11 protein-coding genes and 1 pseudogene are annotated in these 14,069 nt (G+C 37.4%); 1 reads left to right on the forward strand and 11 read right to left on the reverse strand.

Translation table 11 applies throughout. From position 1 onward, the window contains the following. Nucleotides 1-150: 150 nt before the first annotated feature. The 10 genes from OLD84_RS14490 to OLD84_RS14535 all read right to left on the reverse strand — a co-directional run bounded on the left by OLD84_RS14490 (nt 151) and on the right by OLD84_RS14535 (nt 11,836). Nucleotides 151-1,455: a TRAP transporter large permease gene (locus tag OLD84_RS14490; RefSeq protein ID WP_209464305.1), complete on the reverse strand. Its 1,305-nt coding sequence runs from the start codon at nt 1,453-1,455 to the stop codon at nt 151-153. Beyond that, nucleotides 1,445-1,948: a TRAP transporter small permease subunit gene (locus OLD84_RS14495; RefSeq protein ID WP_209464304.1), complete on the reverse strand. Its 504-nt coding sequence runs from the start codon at nt 1,946-1,948 to the stop codon at nt 1,445-1,447. The genes OLD84_RS14490 and OLD84_RS14495 overlap by 11 nt, the downstream gene beginning before the upstream one ends. A gap of 5 nt (nt 1,949-1,953) precedes the next feature. Then, nucleotides 1,954-3,045 carry a TRAP transporter substrate-binding protein gene (locus OLD84_RS14500; RefSeq protein ID WP_209464303.1) on the reverse strand — a complete coding sequence of 364 codons (1,092 nt, stop codon included), beginning with the start codon at nt 3,043-3,045 and terminating at the stop codon, nt 1,954-1,956. Nucleotides 3,046-3,183: 138 nt separating this feature from the next. Then, on the reverse strand, nt 3,184-4,644 hold the full coding sequence (locus tag OLD84_RS14505) for an aldehyde dehydrogenase family protein (RefSeq protein ID WP_209464302.1): 1,461 nt from the start codon (nt 4,642-4,644) through the stop codon (nt 3,184-3,186). Beyond that, nucleotides 4,631-6,400, reverse strand: a complete 1,770-nt coding sequence (locus OLD84_RS14510) for a thiamine pyrophosphate-requiring protein (protein ID WP_454617769.1) — start codon at nt 6,398-6,400, stop codon at nt 4,631-4,633. Before OLD84_RS14510 ends, OLD84_RS14505 begins: the two co-directional genes overlap by 14 nt. Nucleotides 6,401-7,863: 1,463 nt before the next feature. Further along, entirely contained in the window at nt 7,864-8,853 is a 990-nt protein-coding gene (locus OLD84_RS14515; RefSeq protein WP_209464300.1) for a catechol 2,3-dioxygenase, read from the reverse strand. 321 nt (nt 8,854-9,174) lie between these two features. Next, nucleotides 9,175-9,366 (reverse strand): 4-oxalocrotonate tautomerase, encoded by a 192-nt coding sequence (locus OLD84_RS14520; RefSeq protein WP_209464299.1) that lies wholly within the window; start codon nt 9,364-9,366, stop codon nt 9,175-9,177. Nucleotides 9,367-9,412: 46 nt separating this feature from the next. Beyond that, complete coding sequence (locus tag OLD84_RS14525) at nt 9,413-9,559, reverse strand: hypothetical protein (protein WP_209464298.1); 147 nt, start codon at nt 9,557-9,559, stop codon at nt 9,413-9,415. A 13-nt stretch (nt 9,560-9,572) separates the two neighbouring features. Beyond that, nucleotides 9,573-10,367, reverse strand: coding sequence for a 2-keto-4-pentenoate hydratase (locus OLD84_RS14530; protein WP_209464297.1), 795 nt, complete (start codon nt 10,365-10,367; stop codon nt 9,573-9,575). Nucleotides 10,368-10,378: 11 nt separating this feature from the next. After that, nucleotides 10,379-11,836, reverse strand: a complete 1,458-nt coding sequence (locus OLD84_RS14535; protein ID WP_264917217.1) for an aldehyde dehydrogenase — start codon at nt 11,834-11,836, stop codon at nt 10,379-10,381. 214 nt (nt 11,837-12,050) lie between these two features. Here OLD84_RS14535 and OLD84_RS14540 point away from each other — a divergent pair. Beyond that, nucleotides 12,051-12,529, forward strand: a pseudogene (locus tag OLD84_RS14540) (IS5/IS1182 family transposase); the annotation flags it as partial. A gap of 338 nt (nt 12,530-12,867) precedes the next feature. On the opposite strand, the gene OLD84_RS14545 reads toward OLD84_RS14540, so the two are convergent. Next, the gene (locus OLD84_RS14545) at nt 12,868-13,335 is read right to left on the reverse strand and encodes a RidA family protein (RefSeq protein WP_209464734.1); all 468 of its coding nucleotides are present in this window, start codon (nt 13,333-13,335) and stop codon (nt 12,868-12,870) included. Nucleotides 13,336-14,069 lie beyond the last annotated feature (734 nt).

Here is a 14,069-nt window from a genome sequence, read left to right on the forward strand (position 1 = left end):
CTACTTTCCAATTTAGTGTTTTATATTTATAGCATTTAGAATAACCTTAAGTGGGTAAGGGCAAGTTATCCACAGGTTCGAAATACAGGATTATATTTTTTTAAAATTAAAAGATGCAATATCTTATTTCACATACATTTTAAAGTTTTTTTATTCCATTAAATTTGGCAAGGTCATCACAATCTCTGGGAAAATTATAAGAATGATTGTAAAGATTACCATCGTAATAACCATCGGGATAATCCCTTTGAATATTGTATGAATGGGGATCTCTGGGGCGACACCATTCACAACAAAAATGCTGATACCTAAAGGAGGTGTTAACGAACCAATGTTAAAAACAATCACCATAATAACTCCAAACCAAATCCCATCAAACCCTAATTCAATGATTAAAGGATAAACAATAGGCAACGTTAAAACTAGAATCGCAATTCCTTCAAGAAATAAACCTAGGAATAAATAGATTAATAAAATTAATGCCATTATTGTGTATGCTGATAAATCTGTCCCAACAACCAATGAAGTAAGTTTCGCAGGAATCCGGCTAACTGCTAAAAATTGTCCAAATAAGGTTGCACCAATTAAGATAATAAAAATCATCGATGTCAAACGAATCGTATCATCAAGAGAAGCTAAAAAATCTTTCCAACTAAGACGGCGGGTGAAAACTGCAAATAATAGAGATCCTAAAGCCCCTACACCCCCGGCCTCTGTTGGAGTGAAAAAGCCAAAATATATACCACCAATACTTAACATGAAAATTAGTATAAAGGGCCATATTTTTTGAATTGATTTTATTTTGTCTTTAAAAGGAACTGCCTCTTGTAAATTACCACCTAAGCTTGGCTTACGTCTAACTTGTATATAAACGGTCAACATCATTAAAAGAGCCAACAATATTCCGGGTATCAGTCCACCGATTAACAATGGCCCGACTGGTTCCATTGTTAAGACTCCATATAAAATCAAAATTACACTAGGAGGTATCAAAACTCCTAAGGTCCCTCCGGCTGCAACCCAAGATGCTGATACTCCCGGTTCATATTTATACTCTTTCATTTCTGGAAGTGCAACTCTTCCTAACGTAGCCGCTGTTGCATTATTTGATCCAGAAATTGATGAAAATATTGCACTGGCACCAATCGTCGCCATGCCCAAACCACCCCTGATATGTCCAACCCAACTGTCTACAGAGCGAAATAAATCCTTAGCCAGCCCACTGTATGACAAAAACATTCCCATCAAGATAAACATAGGCATAACACTCAGTGTATATTTACTCGCTGTACCAAATGCACTTGTTCCTAATTGGGCAAGCGCAACATCAGGTCCAGACAAAAAGTAATAACCAGTGAATCCGACTAAGAGAAGAGCTATCCCTACTTGTACACGTAAAAGAATCAGTACAACTAAAATAATAATCCCTATGGTACCAAGTGATTCAGGACTCATCTTGTTTCACCACCTTCTGTAAAGACTTTAAAAGGTCTAATAAAACCGTTAATAAAAAAATAAGAATACCAACTACACATATTAGTACAAATATGTATACTGGAAGTTCCAAATCGCCAGTAACAGTATTCATTCCTCGAATGGCATATTCATACGTTTGCCATAACATCAATGTGAGAATAATTAACATCAGAAGATAAGATAAAACATTAATAATCGCTTGACCTCGAGCTGGCAAATTATCAATTATCACACCTACCGAAATATGTCCTTTTTTCTGCTGTGTATATCCTAAACTTAAAAAGACCATAACAGCCAACCCTAAATATGTTAATTCGTGAGTTCCTTGAATGGGCCGCACTAAAAAGCGGCCCGCCACATCACTAAAGGTTAAAATCATCATGCCAAATAACAATAATGAAGCAAATTTTCCAGAAACAAAATTTAAGGGGGTAACTACTCTTTCAGTAACATTTATCATTTTTTGCAACATGTTAACTACTCTCCCTGATCACGTGATTCAACAGCTGCCTCATAAATGGCTTGACCTGGAAGGTCGTTCCCTTCCATTTCTTCTACCCACTCTTCACTAATAGATTCTAAAGGTTTTGCCCATTCTTCAATTTCCTCATCTGATAGTTCATTAATTTCAATTCCAGCTTCTTCAGCAGCAGTCCAACCTCCATCACCATCTTTGTCATACGTTTCTCCGGCTAGTAAGGCCATTTCTCTGTCCATTAGCTCCTCAATAACTTCTTGATCTTCAGGAGAAATTCTATTCCATGTACTTTCATTAATGACAACCATTAAACTACTTGTGTAGAAGTCCCCTTTTGTAATATAATTCATTACATCCCCTAATTGGAAGTTAGTAATAGTTGAAGCAGGTCCTAAAGCACCATCAACAACTCCTCTTTGCATTGCTTCATATACATCCCCCATAGGCATAGATACAGGAATTGCACCATAAGCCTCTAAAAGTTCAGTCCCTGCTGGGGAAGGGGTTCGAATTCTCATCCCCTCTAAATCCTCCCAATTATTAATAGGGTTATCTACTGAAAAAAGTTGCGCAGCATCATTTTTAAAGATCCATGCAATTTTTGTCCCTTCATGTTCCTCTGCAATTTCTGGAAACTGTTCATGTAAATCCCAGAAGATACGTGTACCGTCAACAGCATTTTCACCCATAAAAGGAAGTTCTGTGACGCTAGATAATGGAAATTCCCCTGGAGTATACCCATGTAAAGTCATTGACATATCTGCAACTCCAGTAACAGCTAAATCATATTGTGCATCTGATTCACCAAGTGCATTTGCTGGATACATCGTTCCAGTAACTCGACCATCTGTAGCCTCCTCTACACGCTCAAGAAAGGGTTCAATTACGTCTTTATGTTGTGGATGAGGCCCTGGCATAAAACTGGATACTGTTAAATCAATAACCTCTCCACTAGTACTACTTTCTTCAGATGAAGCTTCTTCAGTAGAACCTTCTGTTTCTTCTGTACCTCCACCACAAGCTACTAACACAAGGATGAAAATAGTTGCAATTGCTATAATCGGGATTTTTTTCCATGAATATTTTGTCATGTTAATTCTCCTTTTCAAATTTTTGGCTTATTCTTGATTCAAATAAAATAATAAAGCTTTATTATTTTAAACTATTTCACTAAGAAAGCATCTGAATAATATAAATACTAGAGATATTATTTAGATTATTTAGTTATCTCAAAAAGGAAAGACTCTTTCTTTCGTTTGAACAGATAGCCATTTCATTTGTGTAAATTCATCAATAACCCAAGGATTCCCAAAACAACCTACTCCACTTGCCTTTGTACCTCCAAATGGAACGTTTGGTGCATCATTTACAGTTTGGTCATTTATATGGGTCATTCCTGCATTCAACTGGACTCCATATTTTTCACCTTTTTCTAAGTCTGTTGTAAAGATAGATGAACTTAACCCAAAGTCTGTATCTTCAGCCATTTTTACAGCTTCATCATCTGAATCTGCTTTAATCACCATTGCAATTGGAGCAAATAACTCTGCCTGAGCTAATTCACTTTTATTATTTACATCTGCAAATATTGATGGAGTCATGACGTTTCCGTTAACTCTTCCTTCAAGAACAATTTTTGCACCTTCTTTTTTTGCTAGTTCAATGTAACTCTTTGCTTTATCAAGTTGCCCCTTATTAATAAGAGGCCCAATTACAGTATTTGGGTTTTGCGGATCTCCACAAGGAAGTTCTTTTGTTCGAGCAGTGAACTTTTCTAGAAATTCATCGTACTTATCTTTATGGATAATAAATCTATTAATAATCATACATATTTGACCTTGGTGCATAAATTTACCAAAAACAGCTGCATTAACTGCTTGATCGACATCCGCGTCCGATAATACAACGAACGGGCTATTCCCTCCAAGTTCAAGAGCCACTCTCTTTAAATGTTTACCAGCAACAGATCCAATATGTTGTCCTACAGGAGTTGAACCTGTAAAACCAATTAATTGAGTAATTGGATTCTCTAACATTTCATCACCGATTTCTTTACTATCAGTTAGAAGCATATTGAAAACACCCGCAGGAAGTCCGGCATATTCAAATGCCTTTGCTAACACAACACCCGCTACGATCCCTACTTCAATTCCTGGCTTATGCACAACAGCATTTCCAAGCGCGATACCAGGTATAATTGTCCGTAGTGACAAATTAACTGGGAAATTAAACGGCGATATGGATGAAATTACACCAAGTGGTTTACGATAAATCTTGTTAACTTTACCTTCTGGCCCCCCTGTTACCTCTCTTACCTCATCAAGCTGATCAGTGTAATTTAGTGCCTCTTGGATTACATCTAGCGCAAGAGAAAACTCAACGTTTCCTTTTATTATTGTTCCACCGGTTTCACGACTAATAAGTTGGATAATTTCGTCCTTGTTATCGTTGAAATATTCAATTACTTTTCTGATCACAGTTTTACGTTCCTCAGTTGTAGACATGCCCCATTGTTTTTGCGCTTCTTTTGCTACCTCAAAAGCTTCTTTTGTTTGTGCCTTTGAAGCTATTTTAATTTCTGCAATTAACGATTCATCATAGGGATTTACATTTCGAAAACTTCGACCGCTATCTCCTTCAACCCATTTACCATTAATGTAACTTTTAGAAACCTTTTCAAACTGTTGCATGTTCCTCATTCTCCTTTTCAAATTTATTTTTTTTAATTGCTGGTAAATATACATCTAAAACCGCAGATTGCCCCGACCTTACAACATCTAGAGCCTCTTTAAGCGCGCCTTTCATTTCTTCAGGTTTTTCAATTTTTCGTGCATAAGCTCCACCTGCTGCCTCAGCAATTTTTGATAAATCCGCATGAGGTGTGAAATCGACAAAAAATTGATCCGTTTCATTTGCAACCCCGTCTGGATGTACGCCAAGAGTTGATAATTTAGGAGAATTCCATCCACGGTTATTAAATATAATTGTTAAAATTGGTGCATCATATTTTCTCGCAACCCAATATACAGCTGAAGGGACGCTAAACATGTAGCAGCCATCCCCAGCTAAGTTAATTATTGTTTTTGTTGGATCCGCTAATTTTGCTCCTACCGCTGCTCCGCCATTCCATCCCAGGCCACCTGCACCACTACCTAAAATTGAACCAGGTTTCGTCATGTTTAAATGAGTATATGATGCCTGATAGCTCGAGATAAGTTCATTTGTAACAATTGTATCTTCGTCTACTATTTCTCTAACACTAGCAAGTACATATTCTGGTGTAAGTGCTTCTTCAGGATATTTTTCTGCTTCTTCTTGTTCTTGTCTTTGTTGTAAATGGTAATCTTTTATTTCTTTCCTACGCTGTTCAATCTTTCTTTCATTAATTTCAGTCAGCGAAAGTGAATCATTTATTTGTTGTAAAGCGGTTTCAGCATCTGCTGCAAAGAAACGTCTTGATGGTATATACCAAAGTGGCATCCCTTCCTTAAGAGGGTCCTCATCAATATAATAAATAACAGCATTTTTTGATGGTTTGTTCTTAAATGGAATCCAGGGTACATCACTGTCAATAGCTAGAATAAAGTCAGCTTTTGAAAGCAAATCATTTTGTCCCGGTGTGTTCCACTGATATCCACAATGAAGCGGATTGTCAGAAGGAAAGTTCATGTAATTGGGCACCGATTCTAGTACTGGAATTGCCATTTTATCGCAAAATTTCACAAGTTCTTCTACTGCTTGCTTATTTTTACCTAAATATGAGGTCACAACTAGAGGATGTTCGGCCTTTCGTAAATCCTCGATAAATGGTCCAATGTCTTTTGGTGCAATTGCGCTAGGTGCGATAGGCTCCCATAATTCAGTGTTTAGATTTACTTTCGTTGTTTCTTCTTCCATAACTTCCCGAGCCCCTACTAAATATACTGGCCCTTTAGGTCCAGACTTTGCAATTTGTAGTGCACGGTGTACCATTTGTTTAACGTTTGTCCCTGTACGAATTTCATTATCATATTTCATATATCCTCTAACTATTCCTCGTTGATCAGGAACATCTTGAATCCAGTGAATAAACTCGTTTCGACTTCCAAGTAATTCTCCCTCCTGGGTGTATGGTGAAGTCCCAGCAAAGACTAGTACAGGTACACGTCCTTTCCATGCATTATGAATCGCTGCACCTAGATTTTGAGTGCCGCACTCAACATGGACGATTACTGCTTGTGGTTCTCCACTTACTTGTGCATATCCGTGAGCCGCACTTAAAGCAACCATTTCATGAGGACATGTAATAACTTTCGGAAGTTTTTTTCCTTCCTTTTCTGCTTGTGCGAGAGCTTCAATCATAGCTGGATGATCACTTCCGAAGTTTGAAAAAAGATAGGAAACCCCTGCCTCCTGTAATGCCTCTAAAAATGCGGTACTAGTAGTATAATTCTCCAATTTATTCACGCCTTTCAATTAAGTTATTGAGTGATAGAATCATAACCAGTGTGAAAATTTGAATTAATATGATGTATAATACAATTTATTCTTTTTCCATAAATATCTCGCCCCCCTCTAAAAATTTATTAATTTATAATTTTCATTATATTACATATCTTATCTAATAAAAAGGCGATTGTTGAGCTATAGGGAACAATATGAAGTATTTTCTTAAAATATAATTTATTTCGACAGATACTCATCCCACCATCTATTATCAATGTACTTCCTATTTAAAACTACTTTGAGCTAAAACAAGAAAGTGAACAGATAGATCAATTTCACTTGGAGTAGCATGCCGCTTTAATGGAATCTTATCGTTAAACATCACCCACCATGTAAAGCGACGGCAATTGATGTCCTTAAACAGTCTGTGAGATATTCTGCGGTATTACATCGGTATCCAAGGACTCGGCACGATGATTTCCTTTTTTCTGCTGCTCATGTTAAAAAATCATCGCTTCATATGTCTTAATAATTGAAGTCGTTGTTAATTTACTTCAATGTAATATACAAATCCGTTTCAAAAATCTTTTTAAGGAATATACCATAACGTGCTCTTTCCTTTAGTGGATCTTATCAACAAAAGAAACCTTTGTACCATTGCTTTTTTATTTATGGTCGGAATCCATGAAATATCACTGTCGAACATTAAATTAAAATCCGCTTCAGCGAGTTGTTTATTTTATTTAGACTTATCCCATTGGAGATCACGATGTAGCAGATTTTAAAATAGCAAGTGCACCAATTCCTTAACATAGTCAGGATTTCTACATCCAAACATCACTTCACACACGCCGATTAAGTATACCGATCCTTTTGGGTCATTCTTCGCAAGCTGCATCCGAACGGCGGACAATCTACCGCCCATTATATCTTCCTTTTGATACGGCTAGATTTGTGTGGTCACTTAAATTAGCAAAAATGTAGGAACCCCCAATTATTAAAGTGTTTCCAAAAAGCTGCGTTTATTATATTCATCGTTATTTTAATTGAAATTACATCCTTGTTCCATTTCTCATTCCCCTTTCATATCATTTATTTACCTCTCCATCTATGTTAACGCTTTCAATACTGTGGAGAGAGAAAAAATGCTCCGTAAAATTAATTGTATAATCTTTTTTATGAAAAACAAGGGGATAATTCCGCTATGTGCAACATTTGTGTTTTGTTTATAAGGAAAATGATCTAGTTCAATAATATCAGTGGATTTTAACTTTATATTTCAAAGGGGCACGTAAAGACGCCCCCTATCCTTTAGACTACCTTTTCTGTTTCTATTGATCAGGTAATTTAATAAAATATACTAAAAACCAGGATTATCTTCCCAATTTACACTCTTCCCACCAATGACTCACTAACCGTATCGATGACATTTTTATTAATTCATCAACTTTCTCCAGCATCAGCCCTAATCTGTCAACAAGGTTTTATTCAATGGTTTGTTTTACAGGTTGCACACTTGGAGTCCCGTAATTATAAAAACTTTCCGGAAGTCTTGGTCCGAACCATATTGAGCTTTTTTCAAGGTCTGATTTATTGGAAACATCCCATACGACTGTTTCCCAATCCGGATCAAAGATGAGATATCCCGAATCTCCAAAAAGCTCTATACGATTACCACCAGGTTCGTAAATATATAAAAAGTACGCTTGGGTCGTCCCATGTTTACCAGGTCCCATCTCTATTTCTATCCCGTAATCAGCACAAAGATCTGCAATATCAAATAAATGCTGCGGATAACCGTACCAAAAAGCCACGTGATGAAGTCGACCCTTTTGTCCGGTGGCATCGCGAACCATGGCAATTTCATGAACGAGATTGGACACACTTAACCATGCTCCTATTTGGGTTTTTCCTTCACCCAATTTTAATTCCCTCAGATTGAACCCGAGTTCATTCTGTAAAAAATTTTGATTGGGCTCAACATCAGAAGCCATGATGTTAACATGATCAAGACGTCTTGTCGGTACTCCTCTTAAAGGGCGTCTTTGAGGGCGGTTTTTTAATAAGCTTTTTTCTTCCGATGGGGCTTTGTAATAATCAACATCCCACAATAGTTCAAATTGATGCCCATCTGGCGAAAGGAACTGATAAGCAGGTCCATGCCCTCTATCGCCTTCAATCCACCCCTGTCCAACACCAGCTTCCTCCAGGGAAATTGCAGATTCTTCCAATGCCTCGGGTGAAGATGTTCTCCAAGCAATGTGACCTAATCCGGCATGTGACGCCTCAGTAACTTTTAGTGAATGATGGTAGAAATCTTCGTATGCTCGCAGATAAACAGATTGCCCTTTACGTTCCGTCTCCGTTAAACCCAAAATTTCCTTAAAAAACCACAATGTTTCCTCCAATTTTGGTGTTAACAGTTCCACGTGTGCTAATTGAGCTACAGGTGGTTTTTCTAATCTTGATCTCATTTTCAGTCTCCCTTTTTTAGAATAGTAGTTCCCTTCACTATCTTTTTGCCCAGAAGCCCTAACCTCTTCGCCAAAAGCTTGCGTGCTCCCACTTATTAGTTAGATAAACACAAAAAATGCAATCGCTTCCAATTAAACTTAAAAAATTAAATAAAAGTTCTATAGAAAGATTAATAATAGTATATAGGTTAAGTTAAGTTATTAAAAGATTACAATTCCTTTATACGGAATCATCAGAAAATTTATTGAATTTTTTAGAACGAGGAAAACCTTCATGAAAGAATCTTCCTCGATTCATCTTTTTGTGACCACCCAACCATATTACTTCCCTAATTTCTTTGCTGATGTTCCCCCAATGGCCCAGTGTGTTTTTGGCACCTCATCCACAATAACGCGTACATTTTCTTTTGGTGCATCGAGTGATTCACTAACTGCATTGGTCACATTTTCCATCATCGCTTCAATTTTTTCAGGAGATCTTCCTTCCATAATTTGCACATTGATAAGTGGCACGTCTTTCACTCCCTCTTTTATTCTTTAACGAAAAAGGATACTTCGCCTAGCCCACCATATTTTGCTTGGACAAAATCACCAGGAGACAGTCGAACGGCTGCTGTGATTCCACCGGATAAAATGGGCTGTCCTGCTTTTCTTTTTCTGCATTATGCACATAATCAGCAAGCTCTTTGATTTTATTTTTATCCAAGTCGTTCCCCTCCTTATTCTGCGAATGAAATATGTACTTCCCCTAGGTCGGCAAACTTTGCGTAAAAATGATCCCCAGGCTCTGCTTCCATGGCACCCGATAGTGCTCCAGATAGAATGACCTCACCAGCTTTTAATGTAATCCCGTAGTTTGCTAGTTTATTAGCCAACCAGGCAACGCATTTTGCTGGGTCTCCTAATGCCGCTGCGCCAACACCAGTGTTTTGCAGGACATCATTTTTGTAGAGCACCATTCCCATTTGCTTTAAGTCTACGTCTGCAATTTTTTTGGGGTTTCCACCAAGTACATATAATCCGGATGAAGCATTATCTGCAACCGTATCCGCTAATGTGATCTTCCAATCTTTAATGCGACTGTCTATAATTTCAAGCGCTGGAACAACTGCATCCGTTGCTTTTAATACATCTAATGACGTTACATTTGGTCCAACTAAATCGTCTTTCAAAATAAAGGCAATTTCACCTTCTACTTTTGGCTGCAGGACACGATCTGTTGAAACTGTTCCTCCATTTTCAACGCTCATCTGATCTAATAAATGTCCATAATCTGGTTCACCTACACCTAACGCTTCTTGCATTACTTTAGATGTTAAGCCAATCTTTTTCCCTGTAACCCGTTGCCCGCTATTCACCTTTTGTTCGATCGTGTGTAACTGTACGTGATAAGCGTCATCAACGGAGAGTTCAGGATCCAGCCCTGTAATTGGCTGAACCCCTTCCTTTTTACTCCAAGCATCGGCTAAATGCTTCGCATGACTTACCGTTTTCGGTGTGTGTTCGGTTTTCATTTAAGATCCTCCTACATTTTGAGCGTAATATTTGTTAATTCCGAGTAGAAATCAAAACTATGAGCTCCACCTTCGCGACCAATACCACTATGTTTCATCCCGCCGAATGGTGTGCGTAAATCACGTAGGAACCATGTGTTAACCCAAACGATACCAGCTTCGATTTGTCTGCTGAAACCAGTGGCGCGTTTAACATTACTCGTCCATAAACTTGCACTTAAACCGTAATGTGTATCATTTACTTGTTCCAGTACTTCTTCTTCTGTATCAAAAGGAACAACGGTTACAACTGGTCCAAAGATTTCTTCGCGTACACATCTTGAATCTTTTCCTAAACCTGTAATAATTGTTGGTTCCACGAAAAAGCCTTTGTCAAATCCTTCAGCAGCTTTACCACCTGTCAAGAATGTTCCACCTTCTTCTTTCGCAATATCCAAGTAGCCAAGCACTTTATTATAGTGTTCTTCACTAACTAATGCGCCAACCTTTGTATCTGCATCGAACGGATCACCGACAACTAATTCTTTTGCTTTTGCTGAAAATCGCTCCAGAAATTCATCGTAAATCGGACGCTCCACATAAATTCTTGAACCACATAGACAAACTTCGCCTTGATTAATGAAACTAGAACGAACGGTTGTCTCAATCATGTCTTCCATGTCAGCATCTGCGAAAATAACGTTTGGATTTTTGCCACCAAGTTCAAAGGACAGTTTTTTCAATGTTGGTGCTGCAGCCTTCATAATTTCAGTTCCTGTTACCGTTTCACCAGTAAAGGCAATCGCATCGACATCTTCATGGGAAGAAAGAGCTGCTCCTGTATCACCAAATCCATGAACCATGTTTACCACACCATCTGGTACACCGGCATCCTTACAAATTTGTCCCAGTATGGTCGCTGTTATTGGTGTCACTTCAGATGGCTTCATCACAGCCGTATTACCCGCCGCAAGCGCTGGAGCCAACTTCCACGTCATAAGAAATAATGGTAAGTTCCATGGATTAATGAGCCCCACAACACCCACTGGACGACGAATAGCATAATGGATAGCTAAATCATCTTGCTCATAAGCTTCTGTTCCTACTGATGTCATATAGTCAGCAAAGAAATAGAAATTATTCGCTGCACGATCGATATCAACATTCGTGGAAAGCCATAATGGTTTGCCTGTATCCAAGGATTCAAGTCTCGCCAATTCATCTTTTCTTTCCAAGATCAAATCACCAATTTTACGAATGATGTTGGAGCGCTTTCGTAAAGGCATATTTGCCCATTCACCTTTGAGTGCTTTTCTGGCAACACTTACTGCTTGATCAACCTCTTCTTTTCCGCCCTCTGCAATATTTCCTAATACCTCTTCTGTTGCTGGATTCACGTTTTCAAACGTTTTTCCATTGGTTGATTGTACATATTCTCCATTAATGAAATGCGAACAATTCATTACATCCTGTTTCGTTTCGGTTTGCATAGAGAAAACCTCCTTGTATTTTTGGAAACGCATACATTATTTCCGATGTATATAAAGTGTATTTCTACTTCATCAACATATTATAAATACGATTTGGAGACTTTAAAAGGCATTTATTCCTATATGCGCAACAAAATAAAAAATTAAAGTTAATACGGTCGGAATATTCAGTGATAATTTTAATTCTATTTTTTGCCAAAAAGACAAACCCTAAATTGCGGAAGGCTTTATTATGAATCACATCGTCGCTATTGACGCAACCCATTTAAAAGCACGTGATCAGGCTCCACCAAAAGAAGAAAAATCAAAACCTGAGCCGAGAAAATGCAGGCGAAAATCCAAAGAAGAGCGTGAACAATAGCTTATCGAACAAAGCAGAAAAAGAAGCGAACCTTCCACTTTACGAAAAGAAAATAGAAGCTCAGTTAGATGTGCCTTTAAACGAGTTATGTGCTGGAGAACCTCAAGACCTAAAGTAGGGTGTGAAAAAGAACAGTGAAGGAAAGAACCTCGTATGGTTTGGATATAAAGGACACTTAGCAATTGGCAAATCAAGTCAATATATTTTGCAGTCTCTCTTTTCGTTTTGCAGTCTGAATGACGGAAAGGCAGCTTCCCATTGTTAAAAGGTATCGTGAACGTCTATCCTTATCTTCATTGAACTACCAAACAACATGTATCGGTTATAACTACTTTATGCTAAATCAAATTCCGAAATCAAACGTAAGGCATTTCAGGGAAGTATCCACCAAATCAGGAGTCGGCAAAGGTTGAAAAAGGGAAGAAGTAATTAACACCGCATTTCCACTTGATCAACCTTCACCTAGCTCTCCTTTAGCAATAAGAACTGCCTCTACATTTTGCTTACATAAATAGTAGGCACACGAAAAGATCAATAACTCCTCCACCAATTATGGCGACTTTCTTCACGAAGGAAAAACCATCTTCCTTGTCATTATTCATGAATTAATGTATACAAAGAGATTAAACAATATTAAACTATAATTCAGCTAGAGAAAATTTACCTTTCATTACTCTGGTTTTAATTCTACAATCATTTCAATTTCTACTGGCATACTAAATGGTAGCTCATTAGTTCCAACACCTGTACGTGCATGCTTACCATTCTCACCAAAAATCTGTTCTAATAATTGAGAAGCCCCATTAACTACATAAGGCTGTTCATTAAACCCAGGTGCGCTATTAACAAATGCTAATACTTTTACGACCTTATTTATACGATCTAGATTACCAAGGTGATCCTTTAAAACAGCTAGTAAATTAATCATCGTTTGCCTAGCAGCTTTAGATCCTTCCTCTATTGTCAATTCCTTTCCTAATTTTCCTGTGTACATAAATTCACCATTTACTTTACAATCATTACCTGATGTGTAAACCAAATTACCTGTAGTGACTGCATGAATAAATGAAGCGGGAGGTGCGGAAACCTCTGGAAGCTCAATTCCTAATTCTTTTAATCGTTTATCAATGACTGACATTAAATCACTCTTTCTCTTATCTTTATTAAAAATTTTCTTGATTAACTAGATTTTGTTGCTTAAGTGTTCTCACTCAAACCTGCTGTTTTTTCAAGATACTTTTAATGTGCCCGATTAGTTTAGTACAGTATTAATAAATTCTCTTAATTATTGAAAATAAGATTTGGTAAGAATGTTACAACTTGCGGAAATGCAACAAAAATGATTAGCCAGAATATAATGGCATATAGGAATGGCCAGATCCCCTTAAAGGTAGATTCCAGCGGAAGATCTTTAGCTACACCTTTAAAATAAACACACTAGCGTTACATTAATAAGTTCTAGTTGTCAAATGGTAAAATATGGGTTATATTTATACTTGCTGATTACAATCAACATTCAGTTTTTTACCCATTTTTACTTTGAAGAAAAAAAGACAACAGAACTCTTTAAGTAGTCCTTCATCCATTTTTATTTATATAACTGTTTAATTAATCGGGTCGTAGGTTAGATCATCTAAATGCGAAACATCTACTGATCCACTATTAAGTTGCCATATACAGATAGTCTGTATTAAAAAACAGATTTCCAAAGTTATTTTGATTCTCGTAAGTGCAAGAGTGCAACGAATGAGGTGGTTCGTTTTGAAACCCCAACAGGTGAGCCAACACAATTAAATTGGAAAGAAAACATTAGGTATATAACGCTAGATGGTGAAATATTTATGAGAATGTCGGTGTGCTTTCACTTTCCTG

This window comes from Virgibacillus natechei (genome assembly GCF_026013645.1).
GTDB classification, from domain to species: domain Bacteria; phylum Bacillota; class Bacilli; order Bacillales; family Amphibacillaceae; genus Virgibacillus_L; species Virgibacillus_L natechei.

Excerpts from the sequence above, each read along its gene's own strand:
- OLD84_RS14515 (WP_209464300.1), bottom strand. The coding sequence starts at position 8,853 with ATGAGATCAAGATTAGAAAAACCACCTGTAGCTCAATTAGCACACGTG.
- OLD84_RS14545 (WP_209464734.1), bottom strand. The coding sequence starts at position 13,335 with ATGTCAGTCATTGATAAACGATTAAAAGAATTAGGAATTGAGCTTCCA.
- OLD84_RS14530 (WP_209464297.1), bottom strand. The coding sequence starts at position 10,367 with ATGAAAACCGAACACACACCGAAAACGGTAAGTCATGCGAAGCATTTA.
- OLD84_RS14495 (WP_209464304.1), bottom strand. The coding sequence starts at position 1,948 with ATGTTGCAAAAAATGATAAATGTTACTGAAAGAGTAGTTACCCCCTTA.
- OLD84_RS14490 (WP_209464305.1), bottom strand. The coding sequence starts at position 1,455 with ATGAGTCCTGAATCACTTGGTACCATAGGGATTATTATTTTAGTTGTA.
- OLD84_RS14505 (WP_209464302.1), bottom strand. The coding sequence starts at position 4,644 with ATGCAACAGTTTGAAAAGGTTTCTAAAAGTTACATTAATGGTAAATGG.
- OLD84_RS14500 (WP_209464303.1), bottom strand. The coding sequence starts at position 3,045 with ATGACAAAATATTCATGGAAAAAAATCCCGATTATAGCAATTGCAACT.
- OLD84_RS14535 (WP_264917217.1), bottom strand. The coding sequence starts at position 11,836 with ATGCAAACCGAAACGAAACAGGATGTAATGAATTGTTCGCATTTCATT.